This is a genomic window from Mycobacterium saskatchewanense (assembly GCF_010729105.1).
Taxonomy (GTDB): Bacteria; Actinomycetota; Actinomycetes; order Mycobacteriales; family Mycobacteriaceae; genus Mycobacterium; species Mycobacterium saskatchewanense.
In genome coordinates, this window is record NZ_AP022573.1 from 5,841,423 (window position 1) to 5,860,750 (window position 19,328).

At 70.0% G+C, this 19,328-nt stretch carries 20 protein-coding genes; 15 read left to right on the forward strand and 5 right to left on the reverse strand.

Features of this window, described 5'->3' with window-relative positions; genetic code table 11:
- The first annotated feature begins 84 nt into the window (after positions 1–84).
- The 9 genes from G6N56_RS27475 to G6N56_RS27515 all read left to right on the forward strand — a co-directional run bounded on the left by G6N56_RS27475 (position 85) and on the right by G6N56_RS27515 (position 9,385).
- Positions 85–885 carry a thymidylate synthase gene (locus tag G6N56_RS27475; protein ID WP_085257693.1) on the forward strand — a complete coding sequence of 267 codons (801 nt, stop codon included), beginning with the start codon at positions 85–87 and terminating at the stop codon, positions 883–885.
- Complete coding sequence (locus G6N56_RS27480) at positions 882–1,376, forward strand: dihydrofolate reductase (RefSeq protein WP_085257692.1); 495 nt, start codon at positions 882–884, stop codon at positions 1,374–1,376. The genes G6N56_RS27475 and G6N56_RS27480 overlap by 4 nt, the downstream gene beginning before the upstream one ends.
- Positions 1,377–1,475: 99 nt before the next feature.
- A complete protein-coding gene (locus G6N56_RS27485; RefSeq protein WP_085257719.1) occupies positions 1,476–2,222 on the forward strand; it encodes a DivIVA domain-containing protein in 747 nt (248 codons plus the stop codon).
- Between the two features lie 37 nt (positions 2,223–2,259).
- Positions 2,260–3,486 (forward strand): winged helix-turn-helix domain-containing protein, encoded by a 1,227-nt coding sequence (locus tag G6N56_RS27490; protein ID WP_085257691.1) that lies wholly within the window; start codon positions 2,260–2,262, stop codon positions 3,484–3,486.
- Positions 3,486–4,889, forward strand: a complete 1,404-nt coding sequence (locus G6N56_RS27495) for a class I SAM-dependent DNA methyltransferase (RefSeq protein ID WP_085257690.1) — start codon at positions 3,486–3,488, stop codon at positions 4,887–4,889. The genes G6N56_RS27490 and G6N56_RS27495 overlap by 1 nt, the downstream gene beginning before the upstream one ends.
- The gene (locus G6N56_RS27500; protein WP_085257689.1) at positions 4,886–5,962 is read left to right on the forward strand and encodes a restriction endonuclease subunit S; all 1,077 of its coding nucleotides are present in this window, start codon (positions 4,886–4,888) and stop codon (positions 5,960–5,962) included. Before G6N56_RS27495 ends, G6N56_RS27500 begins: the two co-directional genes overlap by 4 nt.
- 10 nt (positions 5,963–5,972) lie before the next feature.
- A complete protein-coding gene (gene thyX / locus G6N56_RS27505; protein ID WP_085257718.1) occupies positions 5,973–6,725 on the forward strand; it encodes an FAD-dependent thymidylate synthase in 753 nt (250 codons plus the stop codon).
- Positions 6,726–6,786: 61 nt separating this feature from the next.
- A complete protein-coding gene (dapA, locus tag G6N56_RS27510; protein WP_085257688.1) occupies positions 6,787–7,689 on the forward strand; it encodes a 4-hydroxy-tetrahydrodipicolinate synthase in 903 nt (300 codons plus the stop codon).
- Between the two features lie 19 nt (positions 7,690–7,708).
- Positions 7,709–9,385 (forward strand): ribonuclease J, encoded by a 1,677-nt coding sequence (locus G6N56_RS27515; protein WP_085257687.1) that lies wholly within the window; start codon positions 7,709–7,711, stop codon positions 9,383–9,385.
- Positions 9,386–9,474: 89 nt separating this feature from the next.
- Here G6N56_RS27515 and G6N56_RS27520 read toward each other — a convergent pair whose 3' ends face one another.
- From G6N56_RS27520 to G6N56_RS27530, 3 genes are read right to left on the reverse strand one after another with little or no spacing between them, the layout of a single operon-like run.
- The gene (locus G6N56_RS27520; RefSeq protein WP_085257686.1) at positions 9,475–10,347 is read right to left on the reverse strand and encodes an SAM-dependent methyltransferase; all 873 of its coding nucleotides are present in this window, start codon (positions 10,345–10,347) and stop codon (positions 9,475–9,477) included.
- 3 nt (positions 10,348–10,350) lie between these two features.
- Positions 10,351–11,184 (reverse strand): mycofactocin-coupled SDR family oxidoreductase, encoded by an 834-nt coding sequence (locus G6N56_RS27525; protein ID WP_085257685.1) that lies wholly within the window; start codon positions 11,182–11,184, stop codon positions 10,351–10,353.
- On the reverse strand, positions 11,184–11,498 hold the full coding sequence (locus tag G6N56_RS27530; RefSeq protein ID WP_085257684.1) for a putative quinol monooxygenase: 315 nt from the start codon (positions 11,496–11,498) through the stop codon (positions 11,184–11,186). Before G6N56_RS27530 ends, G6N56_RS27525 begins: the two co-directional genes overlap by 1 nt.
- A gap of 169 nt (positions 11,499–11,667) precedes the next feature.
- On the opposite strand from G6N56_RS27530, the gene G6N56_RS27535 reads away from it, so the two are divergent.
- Positions 11,668–14,181 carry an FtsK/SpoIIIE family DNA translocase gene (locus tag G6N56_RS27535; protein ID WP_180150438.1) on the forward strand — a complete coding sequence of 838 codons (2,514 nt, stop codon included), beginning with the start codon at positions 11,668–11,670 and terminating at the stop codon, positions 14,179–14,181.
- 66 nt (positions 14,182–14,247) lie between these two features.
- Here G6N56_RS27535 and G6N56_RS27540 read toward each other — a convergent pair whose 3' ends face one another.
- Positions 14,248–14,763 (reverse strand): amino-acid N-acetyltransferase, encoded by a 516-nt coding sequence (locus G6N56_RS27540; RefSeq protein WP_180150440.1) that lies wholly within the window; start codon positions 14,761–14,763, stop codon positions 14,248–14,250.
- A 56-nt stretch (positions 14,764–14,819) separates the two neighbouring features.
- Here G6N56_RS27540 and pgsA point away from each other — a divergent pair, with 56 nt between their 5' ends.
- The 4 genes from pgsA (at position 14,820) to pspM (ending at position 17,653) form a co-directional block, all read left to right on the forward strand.
- Positions 14,820–15,413, forward strand: a complete 594-nt coding sequence (gene pgsA, locus G6N56_RS27545; RefSeq protein ID WP_085257681.1) for a CDP-diacylglycerol--glycerol-3-phosphate 3-phosphatidyltransferase — start codon at positions 14,820–14,822, stop codon at positions 15,411–15,413.
- Positions 15,414–15,542: 129 nt separating this feature from the next.
- Positions 15,543–15,881, forward strand: coding sequence for a transcriptional regulator ClgR (clgR, locus tag G6N56_RS27550; RefSeq protein WP_085257680.1), 339 nt, complete (start codon positions 15,543–15,545; stop codon positions 15,879–15,881).
- Positions 15,882–16,003: 122 nt separating this feature from the next.
- Entirely contained in the window at positions 16,004–16,822 is an 819-nt protein-coding gene (gene pspA / locus G6N56_RS27555) for a phage shock protein PspA (protein ID WP_085257679.1), read from the forward strand.
- A gap of 18 nt (positions 16,823–16,840) precedes the next feature.
- Positions 16,841–17,653 (forward strand): phage shock envelope stress response protein PspM, encoded by an 813-nt coding sequence (gene pspM, locus G6N56_RS27560; protein WP_085257678.1) that lies wholly within the window; start codon positions 16,841–16,843, stop codon positions 17,651–17,653.
- Positions 17,654–17,666: 13 nt separating this feature from the next.
- Here pspM and G6N56_RS27565 read toward each other — a convergent pair whose 3' ends face one another.
- Positions 17,667–18,098, reverse strand: a complete 432-nt coding sequence (locus G6N56_RS27565) for a limonene-1,2-epoxide hydrolase family protein (RefSeq protein WP_085257677.1) — start codon at positions 18,096–18,098, stop codon at positions 17,667–17,669.
- Positions 18,099–18,150: 52 nt separating this feature from the next.
- Between G6N56_RS27565 and G6N56_RS27570 the strand changes: the two genes are divergently transcribed.
- Positions 18,151–19,317: a glycosyltransferase gene (locus G6N56_RS27570; RefSeq protein ID WP_085257676.1), complete on the forward strand. Its 1,167-nt coding sequence runs from the start codon at positions 18,151–18,153 to the stop codon at positions 19,315–19,317.
- Positions 19,318–19,328: the final 11 nt, after the last annotated feature.

Consider the following 19,328-nt stretch of genomic DNA (forward strand, 5'->3'; position numbering starts at 1 on the left):
GCGCTTGCGATCGACGCGGAATCTTTGGCGTCGACCCGCCGCGCCCGGCTTCGCCGCGCTTGCGATCGACGCTAAGCTGGCCGCGTGCCGATCCCCACGCCCTACGAGGGCCTGCTGCGCGTGGTACTCGAGCGAGGCACGGCGAAATCCGACCGCACCGGCACCGGAACCCGCAGCCTGTTCGGCCAGCAGCTGCGCTACGACCTCTCGGCCGGCTTCCCGCTGATTACCACCAAGAAGGTGCACATCAAGTCGGTCGTGTACGAGTTGCTGTGGTTTCTGCGCGGGGATTCCAACGTCGGCTGGCTGCAGGAACGCGGCGTCACCATCTGGGACGAATGGGCAAGTCCCGCAGGCGATCTCGGACCCGTCTACGGCGTGCAATGGCGCTCCTGGCCCACCCCGTCGGGCGAGCACATCGACCAGATCAGCGCCGCGCTGCACCTGTTGCGCACCGACCCCGACTCGAGGCGCATCATCGTGTCGGCGTGGAACGTCGGCGACATCCCGCGCATGGCGCTCCCGCCGTGCCACGCGTTCTTCCAGTTCTATGTGGCCGACGGCCGGCTAAGCTGCCAGCTCTACCAGCGCAGCGCCGACCTGTTCCTCGGCGTCCCCTTCAACATCGCCAGCTACGCCCTGCTGACCCACATGATGGCCGCGCAGGCCGGCCTCGAGGTCGGCGAGTTCGTCTGGACCGGCGGCGACTGCCACATCTACGACAATCACGTCGAACAGGCGCGGCTGCAACTGAGCCGCGAGCCCAGGCCATACCCCGAACTCGTTCTGGCCCATCGCGATTCGATCTTCGACTACACCTACGACGACGTCGTCGTGAAGAATTACGATCCGCACCCGGCGATCAAAGCCCCTGTCGCTGTATGACGCCCACCGCGGATGTGGGCCTGGTCTGGGCCCAGTCGACGTCGGGTGTCATCGGCCGCGGGGGCGACATCCCCTGGCACCTGCCCGAGGACTTGGCGCGCTTCAAACAGGTGACCATCGGTCACACGGTGGTCATGGGCCGGCGCACCTGGGAGTCGTTGCCGGCCAAGGTTCGGCCGTTGCCGGGCCGCAGGAACGTCGTGCTGTCCCGCCAGGCCGACTTCAGCGCCGACGGAGCCGAGGTGCTGCCCTCGCTGGAGCGGGCGTTGACCGACCCGGAGGCGTGGGTCATCGGCGGCGAACAGATCTACCTGCTGGCGCTGCCGCACGCGACCCGCTGCGAGGTCACCGAGGTCGACATCGAGGTGCCGCGCGACGACGACGACGCGCTGGCGCCGGTGCTCGACGAGGCGTGGGTCGGCGAGGCGGGGGAGTGGCAGGTCAGCCGCACGGGGCTGCGCTACCGCTTTCACAGCTATCGTCGGCCCTGAGCGCTGGTCTCCTGCCCGACGGCGGGAGCTGACATACTCGGACTCGGGGGTCGGTCTCATCGGTTGTACGGCGATTCTTCAGAAGGGGGGCATATGGCAGTGATCACCGAACCCGCAAAGACGTTCTCGCGCAAGTTCTTGGGCTACGACCCGGCTGCGGTGGAGTCGCACATCGAGGTGCTGACCACCAAACAGAAGCTGCTGCTCGACGACGTCGAGAGCCTGCGCGCCCGGCTCAGGGACTCCGGCGACGAGGTGGCGGCGCTGCGCAAGGAGGTCGCCGTCCTCACGGACACCTCGCCCGCGCCCCACGCGATGCAGCAACGGATGGCGAAGATGCTCCGCCGCGCGGTCGACGAGGTGGCCGAGATGCAGGCCGAGGCTCGGGCTGAGGCGGATGCGCTGGTCGCGGCGGCCGAAGCCGACGCCGAGGCCGAGCAGCGGAAGTCGAAGGAGCTGCTGGCGGACATGGCCGAGCAGCTGAAGGCGCTGAAGGCCGAATACGAGGAAACCAAGAAGAAGCAGGACGACGAGCTGGCCGGCCTGCGCGCCGAAACCCAGTCGTCGATCGAGGAGGCGTGGCAGGAAGCCCAGCGAGAGCGCGATCAGCTCCTCGCCGACGCCAAGCAGGAGGCCGACCACTACCGCGAGCAGGCCCGGCGTGCGGTGGACGAGGCAACCCAGCAACGGATCAAGGTGCTCGAGCAACTGATGGGCGTCTACCGCGATCTGGAGCCGGTCCCGGCCGCCCTGGAATCGGCATACAAAGAACGAAAGAACGCGCCCGAGGCGGGCCGCGAAGCGGACGGTGTCATGCCGCTGGAGCGCAAAGTCAGCGCGGGGTGAGCGGTCGCTTTCCACCGGCGACCGGTATTGTCGGCCCGTGCCGGCCCGTAATCCCAGGCTGACCGCCGCGCAGGCCCGGCGGATAGCCGTTGCGGCGCAAGGACTTACCGAGCCGCGGCCCGTCGGCGCGGTCACCCGCGCGCACCTGCGCCGCCTGATCTCGAGAATCCAGGTGCTGCAACTGGATTCGGTCTCGGTGGCGGTCCGCGCCCATTACGCGCCGGTGTTCAGCCGGCTCGGTCCGTATGACCGCGACGTGCTCGACCGCGCCGCCTGGGGCCCGCGCTCGGCGCGGCTGCTGGCCGAATACTGGGCCCACGAGGCCGCGCTGGTCGCCGTCGACGACTGGCCGCTGCTGCGGTGGCGCATGCGCCAGTACCGGCACGGCCGCTGGGGCACCCACATCGTCAAGGCCAACCCGCGGCTCGTCGACGACGTCGTCGCCGCGGTCGCCGAACTGGGCCCCAGCACCGCGGGCCAGATCGAGGCGCACCTGGCGGCCGAGCCACGGCGCAGGAAGGGCGCTTGGTGGAACCGGAGCGACACCAAGTGGGTGGCCGAGGCGCTGTTCGCGGCCGGGGTGCTGACCACGGCCACCCGGGTCGGCTTCGCGCGCCACTACGACCTGGTGGAACGGGTGCTGCCGGCCGAGGTGCTGGCCCGTGAGGTCGATGACGACGAGGCCGTCCGCGCCCTCACGCTGCGGGCCGCCACCGCGCTGGGCGTGGGGACCGAGGCCGACATCCGCGATTACTTCCGGCTCTCGGCGCAGCAGACCAAGCCGGCGATCGCCGATCTGCTGGCCACCGGCGAGATCGAGCGGGTTGAGCTCGACGGCTGGGCCGCGCCGGCGTACCTACGTGCGGGCCGGACGGTGCCGCGCGCCGACCGCGGCACCGCGCTGCTGTGCCCGTTCGATCCGTTGATCTTCTTCCGTCCCCGGGTCGAGCGGCTGTTCGGGTTCCACTACCGCATCGAGATCTACACCCCGGCGCACCAGCGCCGTTACGGGTACTACGTGTGGCCGCTGCTCCTCGACGGTCACCTGGTGGCGCGGGTGGACCTCAAGGCCGACCGCACCGCCAATGTCCTACAGGTGGTGGGCGCCTTCGGTGAGCCCGACGCCCCGCCGGGGCGGGTCGCCGCGGCCCTCGCCGGCGAGCTCGAGTCGATGGCGGCATGGCTCGGCCTTGGTGGATTCGATGTCTCCGACCGCGGTGACCTGGCCGGGGAGTTGCGCGTGGCGGCGCGGCGGGCCGGCTGATGGACACCGGTAAGGAGCTCGCGGACACGCTGTGGAAGGCGGCCAACAAGCTGCGGGGGTCGTTGCCCGCCGGCCAGTACAAGGACGTCATCCTCGGGCTGGTGTTCCTCAAGCACGCATCGGACATCCACTGGAAGTCGTTGGCGGACAATGCCGGATCGCCTGACATCGGCAGCCTCGCCGACGAGGCGACGGCCGCGGTGATGGCCTCGAACCCGTCGCTGTCGCACATGGTGCCGCGGTCCTACGGGGGTCTCGATCCGCGCCGCCTCGGTGAGCTGGTGAGGTTGCTCGACGACGCGCGACTGGGCGGGCGGGGTGGCCGCGCGGCGCGGGACCTGATGGGCGAGGTCTACGAGTACTTCCTCGGCAACTTCGCGCGCGCAGAAGGCAGGCGTGGAGGCGAATTCTTCACCCCGCCCAGCCTCGTGCGGGTGCTCGTGGAGGTGCTCGAGCCGGCGCGCGGACGGGTGTACGACCCGTGCTGCGGATCGGGCGGGATGTTCGTGCAGACGGAGAACTTCATCGTCGAGCAGCGCGCCGACCCGTCGGGCGTCTCGCTGTACGGGCAGGAGAGCGTCGAGCAGACGTGGCGGATAGCCAAGATGAACCTCGCCGTGCACGGCATTGACAACGCGGGGCTGGGGGACCGGTGGGCCGACACCTTCGTCGACGACCTGCACGCCGGCACGCAGATGGACTACGTCATGGCCAATCCGCCCTTCAACGTCCGGGACTGGGCCCGCGACGAACGAGACCCGCGCTGGCGCTTCGGCGTTCCCCCCGCCCGCAACGCCAATTACGCGTGGATCCAGCACATCCTGGCCAAGCTGGCCCCCGGCGGAAAGGCCGGCGTGGTGATGGCCAACGGTTCCATGTCGTCGAATGCGGCCGGGGAGGGCGAGATCCGGGCCCGCATCGTCGACGCGGACCTGGTGTCGTGCATGGTGGCGTTGCCCGCACAGCTGTTCCGCAGCACCTCGATCCCGGTGTGCCTGTGGTTCTTCGCCATGGCCAAGGGTGACCGATCGGGGCAGGTGTTGTTCGTCGACGCGCGCGACCTGGGCCAGCTGGTGGACCGCGCCGAACGCGCGCTCGGCGACGACGACGTCGCCCGGATCGGCGACACCTACCACGCGTGGAGCGGATCGCGGTCGGCGGCCGCCAAAGGGCTTGTCTACGAGGATGTCCCGGGGTTCTGTCGGTCGGTGTCGCTGGACGAGATCAGGTCGTCGGAATATGCGCTGACCCCGGGACGGTATGTGGGCGCGCCCGCGACCGAGGCCGACGGGGAGCCCCCCGAGGCCAGGATCGCGCGGGTCACCGGCGACCTGCTGACGGCGCTCGACGAGTCGGCGCGGCTGGAAAAGGTGGTGCGCGACCACGTGCAGGGTCTGCAATGACGACCTCCCTGGGCGACCATCTCCAGTTCAGCAGCGGAAAAGCCCTGCCGCGCGGGCACCCGACCGGGCGCTTTCGCGTCTACGGCGCCAACGGGCCGATCGGGTATGCGGCGCAGCGCAACGCGAGCGGGCCGCTCATCGTGCTCGGGCGCGTCGGAACCCATTGCGGCAGCGTGTACTACTGCGACTCCGACGTGTGGGTCACGGACAACGCGCTGGTGTGCCGGGCGAACGACGCGCACGAGACGCGGTACTGGTATTACGCGCTGCGCGCCTGTCGCCTGGGCGAACTGCGGTCGGGATCGGGGCAGCCGCTGCTCAACCAGAGCATCCTGCGCGGCGTCGCGGCGCCCCGCGTTTCGCCGAGCGAACGGCGGCGGGTCGCCGAGCTGCTCGGCTCCCTCGACGACAAGATCGTCGCCAACCAACGCGTGATCGCCGCTGCCGAGGCGTTGATGGTCGCGACCGCGGAAACCGTGTCTGAGTGCGTGCCGCTGTCCACCCTGGCGAATACGTCCACGGCCTCGCTGGGACCCGGCGGGTTCGACGACGTCGTCGCGCACTTCAGCCTGCCGGCATTCGACGATGGCGCGACACCGCGGGTGGTGCCCGGCGCAACCGTGCGCAGCGGCAAGTTCGTCCTGGCCGGGCCGTGCGTCCTGGTCGCGAAGCTCAATCCGCGAATCCCGCGGATCTGGAACGTGGCGCGCCTGCCCACCGAGATGGCGCTGGCCAGCACGGAGTTCGTGGTGCTGACGCCCGCCGTCGTGGACGCGTCGGCGTTGTGGTCGGCCGTGCGGCAGCCCGAGGTCTCCGAAAGGTTGCGGCGGCGGGTCGCCGGGACGACGGGCAGCCACCAACGCGTCCGCCCGGGCGACCTGATGGCGACCCGGGTGCGCGATGTGCGCCGGCTGTCCGGTGAGGCGTCGCGCACGATCAGCGACCTCGGGGCGCTCTGCCACGGTCGCCGCGCCGAGTGCGTGCGGCTGGCCGCGCTCCGCGACGCCCTGCTGCCGCTGCTGCTCTCCGGCGAAGTGCGGGTCAGGGACGCCGAGGCGTCCGGCACGCTTTAAGGTGAGCGCCGTGGCCGAGACCGCGCCGCTACGCGTGCAACTGATCGCCAAGACCGAGTTCGTGGCGCCGCCCGACGTGCCCTGGACCACGGACGCCGACGGTGGCTCGGCGCTGGTCGAGTTCGCCGGCCGGGCGTGCTACCAGAGCTGGTCGAAGCCCAACCCCCGCACCGCGACCAATGCCAGCTACATCAAGCACATCATCGACGTGGGGCATTTCTCGGTGCTCGAGCACGCGAGCGTGTCGTTCTACATCACCGGCATCTCGCGCTCCTGCACGCACGAGCTGATCCGGCACCGGCACTTCTCGTACTCGCAGCTCTCGCAGCGCTACGTGCCGGAGGGGAGCTCGCAGATCGTCGTGCCGCCGGGCATGGACGACGACGCGGAGCTGCGACGGCTCCTCGCCGACGCCGCCGACGCCAGCCGCGCCGCCTACGCCGAGCTGCTGGCCCGGCTGGAGGCGAAGTTCGCCGACCAGCCGAATGCCGTCTTGCGACGCAAGCAGGCGCGTCAGGCCGCCCGCGCCGTCCTGCCCAACGCCACCGAAACCCGCATCGTCGTGACCGGCAACTACCGCGCCTGGCGGCACTTCATCGCGATGCGTGCCAGCGAGCACGCCGACGTGGAGATCCGGCGTCTCGCCATCGAGTGCCTGCGCCAGCTCGCGGGGGTGGCGCCCGCGGTGTTCGCGGACTTCGAGATCGTCACCCTGGCCGACGGCACCGAGGTCGCCACGAGCCCGTTGGCCACCGAGGCCTGAGGCGCAACGCGCGCTCGTGCGGATGCCAAACCGATTGCCGGGGCCAGGTAACCTGAACACCGTGAGCACGGTCGGATTCGACGTCCCCGCACGGTTGGGCACCCTGCTGACCGCGATGGTGACACCGTTCAGCGCCGATGGCTCCCTGGACACCGCCGCCGCGGTGCAGTTGGCGACCCACCTGGTCGACGCCGGCTGCGACGGCCTGGTGCTCTCGGGAACCACCGGGGAGTCGCCGACCACCACCGATGACGAGAAGCGCGAGCTGCTGCGCGTCGTGCTCGAGGCCGTGGGCGACCGGGCCCGCATCGTCGCCGGCGCCGGAACCTATGACACCGCCCACAGCGTCCGGCTGGCCAAGGCCGCCGCCGCCGAGGGCGCGCACGGCCTGCTGGTGGTCACGCCGTACTACTCGCGGCCGCCGCAGTCCGGGCTACTCGCGCACTTCACCGCCGTCGCCGACGCGACCGAGCTGCCGGTGCTGCTCTACGACATCCCGCCGCGCTCGGTGGTGCCGATCCTGCCCGAGACCATCCGCGCCCTGGCCGACCACCCGAACATCGTGGGAATCAAGGACGCCAAGGGCGACCTGCACGCCGGCGGGCAGCTGATGGCCGAGACGGGACTGGCCTACTATTCCGGCGACGACGCGCTGAACCTGCCCTGGCTGGCCATGGGCGCCACCGGCTTCATCAGCGTCATCTCGCACGTGGCGGCCGGTCAGCTCCGGGACATGTTGTCGGCGTTCGGTTCCGGCGACATCGCCACCGCGCGCAAGATCAACGTCAACCTCGCCCCGCTGTGCAACGCGATGGGCCGCCTGGGCGGGGTGACCATGTCGAAGGCCGGTCTGCGTCTGCAAGGCATCGACGCCGGCGACCCGCGGCTGCCCCAAATGCCGGCCACCCCAGTGCAAATCGACGAACTCGCTGCCGATATGCGTGCGGCCTCGGCTCTGAGGTGAGGCAGAGCGTGGTCGACCGATGGATGTAGACCTCGCCCCACCGGGCCCTCTGGCTCCTGGCGGACTGCGGGTCACCGCCCTGGGCGGCATCAGCGAGATCGGCCGCAACATGACGGTTTTCGAGCACCTCGGCCGGCTGCTGATCATCGACTGCGGGGTCATGTTCCCCACCCACGACGAGCCCGGCGTCGACCTGATCCTGCCGGACCTGCGCCACATCGACGATCGCCTCGACGACGTCGAGGCGCTGGTCCTCACCCACGCGCACGAGGACCACATCGGGGCCATACCGTTCCTGCTCCGGCTGCGGCCGGACATCCCCGTCGTCGGCTCGAAGTTCACCCTGGCGCTCGTCGCCGCCAAGTGCCGCGAACACCGCATCAAGCCGATCTTCGTCGAGGTCGCGGAGGGGCAGCGGACCACCCACGGCGTCTTCCAATGCCAATACTTCGCCGTCAACCATTCGATCCCCGACGCGCTGGCCATCGCGGTCCACACCGGCGCCGGAACCGTCTTGCACACCGGCGACATCAAGCTCGACCAGCTGCCGCTCGACGGCCGCCCCACGGACCTGCCCGGCATGTCGCGGCTCGGCGATGCCGGGGTGGACCTGTTCCTGTGCGACTCGACCAACTCCGAGATCCCGGGCGTGGGGCCGTCGGAAAGTGAAGTGGGACCGACGCTGCACCGCCTGATCCGGGGCGCCGACGGCCGCGTCATCGTGGCGTGCTTCGCCTCCAACGTCGACCGCGTGCAGCAGATCATCGATGCCGCAGTCGCGTTGGGCCGGCGGGTCTCGTTCGTCGGCCGATCGATGGTGCGCAACATGGCCATCGCGCGGGAGCTGGGCTTCCTGCGCGTGGACGACTCGGACCTGATCGACATCGGGGCGGCCGAGATGATGGCGCCCGAGCGGGTCGTCCTGATCACGACCGGCACCCAGGGCGAGCCGATGTCGGCGTTGTCGCGGATGTCGCGCGGCGAGCATCGCAGCATCACCCTGACGGCGAACGACCTCATCATCCTGTCGTCCTCCCTGATACCCGGCAACGAGGAGGCCGTCTACGGGGTCATCGACTCGCTGGCCAAGATCGGCGCCCGTGTCGTCACCAATCAGCAGTTCCGCGTGCACGTTTCGGGCCACGCCTACGCCGGGGAGCTGCTGTTCCTCTACAACGGGGTGCGGCCGCGAAACGTGATGCCGGTGCACGGCACCTGGCGGATGCTGCGGGCCAACGCCAAACTGGCGGCTCGCGCCGGGGTGCCCGAGGAGTCGATCGTGTTGGCCGAGAACGGCGTCAGCGTCGATCTGCTGGCCGGACGCGTCTCGATCGCCGGCGCGGTGCCGGTCGGCAAGATGTTCGTCGACGGGCTGATCACCGGTGACGTCGGCGACATCACGCTGGGAGAGCGGCTGATCCTGTCGTCGGGCTTCGTCGCGGTCACCGTGGTGGTCGCTCGCGGCACCGGACGCCCGGTCGCCGCGCCGCAGCTCCATTCCCGCGGGTTCTCCGAGGATCCCAAGGCGCTCGAGCCCGCCATGCGCAAGGTCGAGGCGGAGCTGGAAGTGCTTGCGGCAGAACAAGTCACCGAACCGACGCGCATCGCTCAGGCGGTGCGCCGCACGCTCGGCAAGTGGGTGGGCGAAACCTACCGCCGCCAGCCGATGATCGTGCCGACCGTCATCGAGGTCTGAGCCGCTGCTGCGCGAGACATAAACCACTGCGACACTTCCCGGCGTGTCGTCGCAAAGGTTTATGTGTCGCGGGGCGCGCGTGATCCCCGCTAGACCTTTTCGGCGTAGGCCGACCATTCCAGTTGCGAGGCCTTGAGCTTGCGGCCGGTCGGGGCGACATAGCGCTGGACGAGGTCGTCGGGTCCGGCCTGCTCGACCAGCCGCCAGCCATAGGGGGCGATGAAGTCGGCGACTTCGTCGGGCTGCAACCCGAAACGCCACAGCTGCCGGCGCTGCCGGACACTCCGATACAGCGTTCGCGTGCCGTACCGGTTGGTCCCGTCGATGAAATCCCGGCGCACGTAGGTGAATACCAGCCGGCTGCCCGGGGCGGTCGCGCGCAGCCCCTCCAAAGTCCGGCGGACGGTCGCCTCGGTCAGGTACTGGGTGACGCCCTCGCAGATGAAGAAGGCGCGGTACTCGGTGTGGTAGCCGTGCTCGGCCAGCGAGGTGAGCAGGTCGTCGCGCTCGAGGTCCAGCGCCACCAGCCGCACCGACAGGGGCGGGCCACCCAGCACCCGTCGGACGGTCTGCACCTTCCTGGCGATGTTGACCGGCAGGTCCACCTCGAAGACGGGCATGCGGATCTGGCGCGTCAGGAGGTAGGGGCGCGTGTCCAGGCCCGCGCCGAGGATGACCACCGCGTCGATGTCCCCGAGCGCCTCAGCCAGCTTGTCACCGATGAATCGCTTGCGGCAGGCCAAGTTTGCCCACAGCCCGCGACCGGACCATTCCGATCCGCGGATCATCAGCCGGCGTATGGGTGCGGAGCGGGTTGCCGAGACCAGCCATCGCAGCGGGGCGGGCAAGAACAGCTCTGCGAGGTCGTCGTCGAGCAGCCGCCGGGCGGGCGGCTCGTTCTGCTCGACGGCCGTCAACACCATCGGCCCGAAAGCCGTCTGCGCCACCGGGTTTCGCGCCATGAGCTACTTCTTGTTCAGGAAGCCCGCGTCAACCGGCAGGGCGACGCCGGTGATGTAACGGGCCTGGTCGGACACCAGCCACGCCACCGCGTTGGCGATGTCCTCGGGTGTGAGGACCTGCACCGGCAGCGCGTTGCCCATGTCCGGCGGCGAATCGGACTGCGCGACCAGCTGGGCAAGCCATTGGCGGGTGAACTCGTTGTTGATCATCGGGGTGTCCACGCCCGACGGATGGATCGAGTTGACCCGAATGTTGTGCTGGGCAAGCAGATTGGCGTACACCCGCATCAACCCGACCACGCCGTGCTTGGCGGCGGCGTAGCCGATCGAGCCGGCATCGGCGCTGCCGATGCCGGCCAGCCCCGCGGCCGAACTGGTCAGCACGATCGATCCGCCGGCGCCCTGGGACACCAGGGTCGGGATGGCGGCCTCGACGGTGTGGTGGACGCCGCTGAGGTTGACGTCGATGACGTCACGCCAGCCCTCGGGTCCAGACTGCATGGGGGCGATGCCGGCGTTCGCGACGACGATGTCCAGCCGGCCGAACTCGTTGAGGCCAGCCCGCAACGCGGACGACAGCGACGCGGCGTCGCGGACGTCGCCTTGTCGGGCGACGATCCGTGCGCCGGTGTCCTCGACCAGCTTGACCGTGGCCGCCAGATCGTCCGCGGTGGCCAGCGGGTAGGGCACGCTGGCGATCCGTCCGCACAGGTCGACCGCGATGACGTCGGCCCCGTCGGCGGCCAACCGCACCGCATGCGCGCGGCCCTGACCGCGCGCCGCCCCGGTGATGAAGGCGACGCGGCCGCTGAGCGGGCCTTCCGCCGGCCGACCCATCAGCGCCGCAGCTGTCCCTTGTCCGGGTCACCCGCCGGGATGGGCTCCAACATCTTGATGTCGGGCGCCCCGGCGAGATGCTCACCGGCCGCGGTGAACATCTTGGTGACCGCGGGCGCGCCGCTGTGCGTCTTGAGCGCTTCGGGATCGGCCCACTGCTCCACGAAGACGAAGGTGTCGCCCGTCTGGTGCAGCGAATACAGCTCGCAGCCGGGCTCGTCGTGCACCTCTTCCACCGCTCGAGTGAGGATGTCGCGGACGGTGTCGACCGATTCGGGCTTGACGGTCAGTGTGGCGACGACGACGACGGGCATGCTAGGGCCTCCTGGTTGCTTCGGGGGTGGGTGACGCCAGTACTTCTCTCACCGGGTGCCACCCTACTCACGGCGTTCCGGCGGCCGTAGTGACGCGGGTCACCCGGAGACCGCGGTTACCAGTGTGGCGTGTGGTGCTCATGATGTCGTTGCGACTACCCTTGCCGGCATGGCTAACAAGACCGCCGCACGCTCCGCGACCCGAACGAGCAGGTCAAAGGCCGTTCCGCGCGGTGGGTCCCGGGGCGGGCGGCCGGCGCCGCCCCGCAGGAAACCGGGCAGGCCCGCCAAGCGTCGGAACCGGTCGCTGCTGGTCGCCACCGGAGTGACCTGCGGGCGCGCCCTGCGCGCCACCTGGCTGATGGCGGCCAAGGGCACGGGCGGCGCCGCCCGGTCGATCGGGCGGGCCCATGACATCGAGCCCGGGCATCGCCGGGACGGGATCGCCCTGGCCCTGCTCGGCGTGTCGGTGATCGTCGCCGCGAGCTCGTGGTTTCATGCCGCCCGGCCGATCGGGGCCTGGGTCGACACCGTGCTGCGGACGTTCATGGGCGCGGGTGTGCTGGTGCTCCCGCTGGTCACCGCCGCCGTGGCGGTCACGCTGATGCGGACCGAACCCAACCCCGAGGCGCGGCCGCGGTTGATCCTGGGCGCCAGCCTGATCGCCTTGTCGGCCCTGGGATTGCGCCACCTGTGGTCCGGTTCGCCGGAGGATCCCGAAGCGCGGCGCCGCGCCGCCGGGTTCATCGGCTTCGCCATCGGCGGTCCGCTGTCGGACGGGCTCACGCCCTGGATCGCCGCGCCGCTCCTGTTCATCGGCTTCATGTTCGGCCTGCTGCTACTGACCGGGACCACGATCCGCGAGGTGCCCGACGTCGTGCGCGCCATGTTCGACTCCAGGCCGTTCCGCAGAGAGGACGAGGACGCGTACGACGACTACTTCGAGGGTGACGAAGCCGACACCGAGGAAGTCGTCGGCGCCCGCGACGGGCAAGACTTTTCCGACGGCTACTACGACGCGCCCGTCGACGATGAGCCGGCGGCGTGGCCGTCGGCCGGTCCCACCCCACTCGACGATGCGCTGGTCGACGACCTCCCCACGGTCCCCGAGCCCGCCGCCAAGCGCCGTCGCGCGCCGCGCAAGGAGGAGGCTAGGGAAGCGCCGCCGACCGACCGCGTCGTCGAGGGCCCCTACACCCTGCCGTCGATGAGCCTGCTCGTCGCGGGCGACCCGCCCAAGAAGCGCAGCGCCGCCAACAACGTGATGGCCGACGCCATCAGCGAGGTGCTCACCCAGTTCAAGGTCGATGCCGCGGTCACCGGCTGCACCCGGGGGCCCACCGTCACCCGCTACGAGGTCGAGTTGGGACCCGGCGTCAAGGTGGAGAAGATCACCGCGCTGCAGAAGAACATCGCCTACGCGGTGGCCACCGAGAGCGTGCGCATGCTGGCGCCGATCCCCGGCAAGTCCGCCGTCGGCATCGAGGTGCCCAACACCGACCGGGAAATGGTGCGGCTGGCCGACGTGCTCACCGCGCCCTCGACCCGTCGCGACCACCACCCGCTGGTGATCGGCCTCGGCAAGGACATCGAGGGCGACTTCATCTCGGCCAACCTGGCCAAGATGCCGCACCTGCTGGTCGCGGGCTCGACCGGATCCGGCAAGTCCAGCTTCGTCAACTCCATGCTGGTGTCGCTGCTCACCCGGGCGACGCCCGAAGAGGTCAGGATGATCCTGATCGACCCGAAGATGGTGGAACTGACGCCCTACGAAGGCATTCCGCACCTGATCACCCCGATCATCACGCAGCCCAAGAAGGCGGCGGCCGCGCTGGCGTGGCTGGTCGAGGAGATGGAACAGCGCTACCAGGACATGCAGGCGTCCCGGGTGCGCCACATCGACGACTTCAACGAGAAAGTGCGGTCGGGGGCCATCACCGCGCCGCTGGGCAGCCAGCGCGAATACCGGCCCTACCCGTACATCGTGGCGATCGTCGATGAGCTGGCCGACCTGATGATGACCGCTCCGCGCGACGTCGAGGACGCCATCGTGCGGATCACCCAGAAGGCCCGGGCGGCCGGCATCCACCTGGTGCTGGCCACCCAGCGGCCCTCGGTGGACGTGGTCACCGGGCTGATCAAGACCAACGTGCCGTCACGGCTGGCGTTCGCCACGTCGTCGCTCACCGACAGCCGCGTGATCCTCGACCAGGCGGGCGCGGAGAAGCTGATCGGCATGGGCGACGGCCTGTTCCTGCCGATGGGCGCCGGCAAGCCGATCCGGCTGCAGGGCGCGTACATCACCGACGAGGAGATCCAGGCGGTCGTCGCCGCCTGCAAGGACCAGGCCGAGCCCGAGTACACCGACGGCGTCACCACGGCGAAGCCCACCGGCGAGCGCACCGACGTCGACCCCGACATCGGCGACGACATGGACGTCTTCCTGCAGGCCGTCGAGCTGGTGGTGTCCAGCCAGTTCGGCTCCACCTCGATGCTGCAGCGCAAGCTGCGCGTCGGTTTCGCCAAGGCGGGCCGGCTGATGGACCTCATGGAGACCCGCGGCATCGTCGGGCCGTCCGAGGGTTCCAAGGCGCGCGAGGTGCTGGTCAAGCCCGACGAGCTGGCCGGCACGCTGGCGTTGATTCGCGGCGGCAGCGACGCCGTCGGGAGCGACTCCGAATAAGGCCGAGCAGACGCAAAAGTCCCTAATCGGACGGCGTGTCGGGAGCTTTTGCGTCTGCTCGCGCAGTTACAGCACCAGCAGCATCCGGGAGTTGCCGAGGATGTTCGGCTTGACGTAGCTGAGGTCGAGGAACTCGGCGACGCCGATGTCGTAGGAGCGGCACATCTCCTCGAACACCTCGGCGGTGACGGGCGTGCCCTCGATCTCGGTGAACCCGTGCTTGCCGAAGAATTCGGTCTCGAAGGTCAGCACGAACAGCCGCTTCAGCTGCAGTTCGCGGGCCACTTCGAGGAGCCGGTTGACGATCGCGTGGCCGATGCCGCGGCCCGTCATCGCCGGATCGACGGCGACGGTGCGAACCTCGCCGAGGTCGGACCACAACACGTGCAGCGCCCCGCAACCGACCACTTTGCCGTCACACTCGGCCACCCAGAATTCCTGCACGGCCTCGTACAGCGTCACGAGATTCTTCTCCAGCAGGATTCTTCCCGCGTACGTGTCGACGAGGTGCTTGATCGCGGGCACGTCGGACGTTCGCGCGCGCCGGACGACCGGCCGATGATCCTCAGAGCTTTCGGTCACGGGTAACAGTATCGGCATCGGGGACGGCCGCGCTGGTCAACCGCTATTCTGTTGCGGTGTCGGGGCAGCCGGAAACACCAGGCCACGCCCGCATCGCCAACCTCGCGAACGTTCTGACTTTGTTGAGGCTGGTGCTCGTTCCGATCTTCCTGCTCGCGCTGTTCGCCGGGGACGGCCATCAGATCGCCTTCCGCATCGTGGCTTTCCTGATTTTCGCGGTGGCCGCCATCACCGACCGGCTGGACGGGTTGCTGGCTCGCAACTACGGCATGGCCACGGAATTCGGCGCCTTCGTCGATCCCATCGCCGACAAGACCCTGATCGGGTCGGCCCTGGTCGGACTCTCGATGCTCGGGGAACTGCCCTGGTGGATCACGGTGCTGATCATGAGCCGCGAGGTCGGGGTGACGCTGTTGCGTCTGGCCGTCATCCGCCGCGGGGTCATACCTGCCAGCTGGGGGGGCAAGCTCAAGACAGTGGTGCAGTCCGTTGCGATCGGGTTGTTCATCCTGCCGCTGTCCGGGCCGGTGCAGGTGGCGGCGTCGGTGGTGATGGGGGTCGCGATCGTGCTGACCGTCGTCACCGGCATCGACTACGTGGCCCAGACGTTCAGGACAGTTCGGCAGGTCCGGCCGCCGACCGGCGGCTGAGCGCGCCCGGCGAATTTGGGCCAACTACCGGCGCCGAACGGGAACCAACCCCCCGGCCGCCGGCGTTCAACCAATTAGCGCCTGCTGATTCCCGTGCTGAGCAGGGCTGACAGGACGAAGGAGAGCAGGATGCCGCCATTGGTGCGCGAGGTGATCGGCGATGTGCTGCGCCGGGCGCGGATGTCACAGGGCCGGACGCTGCGCGAGGTGTCCGATTCGGCCCGCGTGAGCCTCGGCTATCTGTCGGAGGTGGAGCGCGGTCGCAAGGAGCCCTCGAGCGAGCTGCTTTACGCGATCTGCGATGCGCTGGACGTCCCGCTGTCGTCGGTCCTCACCGACGCGGGTGAGCGGATGGCCGACGAGGAACGCGCCGCGTTCAGCGCGCCGTCCGGCGCCGCCCGTGGTGCGAGCATCGACGTCAGCACCAAGGTGGTCATTCCGGCCGTGGCCCCGCTCGCGGTGGCCTGAGCGCACGACCTATCCCGGGCAAGGGGTGGGGCGATGGCCGCCGACCCGATAAATTGAGCGACAGAACGAGCGCAGGACCCGGGCGTACCCGCCCTACAGACAAGCGAAGGTGGACCTGACCCATGGCCAATCCGTTCGTCAAGGCGTGGAAGTACCTGATGGCGCTGTTCAACTCCAGGATCGACGAGTACGCCGACCCCAAGGTGCAGATTCAGCAGGCCATCGAGGAAGCGCAGCGGACCCACCAGGCGCTGACCCAGCAGGCGGCGCAGGTGATCGGCAACCAGCGGCAGCTGGAAATGCGGCTCAACCGGCAGCTGGCCGACATCGAGAAGCTGCAGGTCAACGTGCGACAGGCGCTGACGCTGGCCGACCAGGCCACCTCCGCGGGGGACGCCGCCAAGGCCACCGAGTACAACAACGCCGCCGAGGCGTTCGCCGCCCAGCTGGTGACGGCCGAGCAGGGCGTGGAAGACCTCAAGACGCTGCACGACCAGGCGCTGCAGGCGGCCGCCCAGGCCAAGCGGGCGGTCGAACAGAACGCGATGGTGTTGCAACAGAAGATCGCCGAGCGCACGAAGCTGCTCAGCCAGCTCGAGCAGGCGAAGATGCAGGAGCAGGTCAGCGCGTCGTTGCGGTCGATGAGCGAGATCGCCGCTCCGGGCAGCACCCCGAGCCTCGACGAGGTGCGCGACAAGATCGAGCGCCGCTACGCCAACGCCGTGGGCGCGGCGGAGCTGGCCCAGGGATCGGTGCAGGGCCGCATGCTCGAGGTCCAGCAGGCCAGCGTGGAGATGGCCGGCCATTCCCGGCTCGAGCAGATCCGCGCCTCGATGCGCGGCGAGGCGCTGCCCGCGGGCGGCTCGGCCGCCGCGCCGCCCACCCCGGCGCCCGCCGAGCCCGCCGGGGGAGCGGTCGCCGAGAAGCCCTTTGGGCAGTAGTACGGCAGACTGTTTCGCATGGCGGTCAACTCGGCCCAACGCGGTCCTCGGCGCTCCCTGGTGCGCTGGGGATTGGACAGCGCCGCCGACGTTTTCGCGCTGGCCGCCCACAAGCTGAACGCGGCGACGGACCCGCGGGCGCGGCTGCTCCGTCGTCGCCGGCGGGCGCTGCGATGGGGGCTGATCTTCGCGGCCGGATGCGTGTTCTGGGCGGTGGTGACGATCCTGCTGGCCGCCTGGGGCTGGTTCGCGCTGCTGCTGGAGATCACCGGCGCCGTCGCCGTCGTGATGGCGGTCCCGGCGACGCTGTTGCTGATTCGCTACCACTGGCTGCGCTCCGAGCCGCTGCCGGTCCAGCGGCCCGCGAGCGTCCGCCGGCTGCCGCCGCCCGGGTCGGCGGCCCGGCCGGCGATGTACGCGCTGGGCGCCTCCGAGCGGGGCTTCGTCTCGTTGTTGGGCGTGCTGGAACGGGGGTCGATGCTGCCTGCGGAGGAGATCCGCGACCTGAGCGCGGCGGCTACCCGGACGTCGGCGGCGATGGCGGCCACCGCCGCCGAAGTCGTGTCGATGGAACGGGCGGCGCAAGACTCCGAGTCCGCGCGCGCCTATCTCGTGCCGACGATCAACGCGTTCACCGCTCAATTGAGCGCCGGGGTCCGTCAGTACAACGAAATGGTCACCGCGGCAGCGCACCTGGTGTCTTCGGCCAACGGTGACGGGCTTGCCGCGCCCCAGCAGCGCTACCGCGCCGAGCTGGTGGGCGCCACCGACCGGCTGCTCGGGTGGGCGCAGGCCTTCGACGAACTGGGCGGGTTGCCGAGGGGCGCCTGAAGAGCTTTGGCGTCTAGAACGACGCTTTGAGCGACGGCACCACCAGCCCGGCCACGCCCCGCGCCGTCGCCTTCAGTATGTCGAAGAAGTCGAAGTAATCGCGCCACAGCGTGATTCGCCCGTCGTGCACCTCGAACACACCGCACACCCAGAACTGGAGTCGTAGCCGGCCGAAAATCAGCGCGTCGGTCCGCTCGGTGAGCACCGCGGCCCCGTCGGAGGCGATCCGGTGGATCTTCACCTCGAAGGCGGCGCGCCCGTCCATCTGACGGAACAGTTTCATGGCTCTGGCGCGGCCGTGGATGGTCGGCAGGCCGACATTCTCGTAGACGAGGTTGTCGTCCAGTGCAGCATCTGCGGTGTCGTAATCGGCGTCCTGCAGGGCGTTCAGAAATCCCTCGACGACGCGCGTGTTCGTCACCGCCGTCCCAGTCAGCTCGGTCATGCTTGCCAGCGTAGGCAGCCCGGCTGCCGTGCGCTGTGGCAGGGTAGGGCCGGTGCGTGTCGCCGTGGTCGCCGGGCCGGATCCCGGGCACTCGTTTCCCGCGATCGCGCTGTGCCGACGCTTCGCCGAGGCGGGCGACGAGCCCACCCTGTTCACCGGTGCGGAGTGGCTGCAGACCGCACGCGCCGCGGGTATCGACGCCGCCGAGTTGGACGGGCTCGCCGCCACCGACGACGACCTCGATGCGGGCGCCCGTATCCACCGGCGGGCGGCGCGGATGGCCGTACTGAACGTGCCGGCGCTGCGCGAGTTGGCGCCCGACCTGGTGGTGTCCGACGTCATCACCGCCGGCGGTGGCATGGCGGCCGAGTTGCTGGGGATCCCGTGGATCGAGCTCGACCCGCACCCGCTGTACCTGCCGTCGAAGGGGTTGCCACCGATAGGCAGCGGGCTCGCGCCCGGGACCGGCGTCCGCGGCCGGCTGCGCGACGCCGTCATGCGGGCGCTCACCGCGCGCTCCTGGCGGGCCGGCCTGCGCCAGCGTGCGGCCGTCCGGGCCGAAATCGGGTTGCCGGCCGACGACCCCGGGCCACTGCGCCGGCTGATCGCCACCCTGCCCGCCCTCGAGGTCCCACGCCCGGACTGGCCGGCGAAGGCCGTGGTGGTGGGCCCGCTGCACTTCGAGCCCACAGATCGCGTGCTCGAGATCCCGGATGGTCCCGGGCCGGTGGTGGTGGTCGCGCCGTCGACCGCAACGACCGGCACCGCGGGACTGGCCGAGGTCGCCCTCGGGTGCCTCATTCCGGGGGACACGCTGCCGGCGGGATCCCGCCTGGTGGTGTCGCGCCTCGGCGGGCCGTCCCTCACGGTGCCCCCGTGGGCGGTGGTGGGGCTGGGGCGTCAGGCCGACCTGTTGCCCCACGCCGACGTGGTGATCTGCGGCGGTGGTCACGGGATGGTGGCCAAGACCCTGCTGGCCGGGGTCCCGCTGGTGGTGGTGCCCGGTGGGGGCGACCAGTGGGAGATGGCCAACCGGGTGGTGCGGCAGGGCAGCGCCCGGCTGATCCGGCCGCTGAGCGTCGACGCGCTGGTGGCCGCGGTGGGCGAGGTACTGTCGACGCCCGGCTACCGGGAGGCGGCGCGCGCCGCCGGCGCCAGCGTCGCGGGCGTCGCCGATCCGGTCCGGGTGTGCCGTGAAGCGCTTGCTTTAGCGGAGTGATCCGCTGGGTA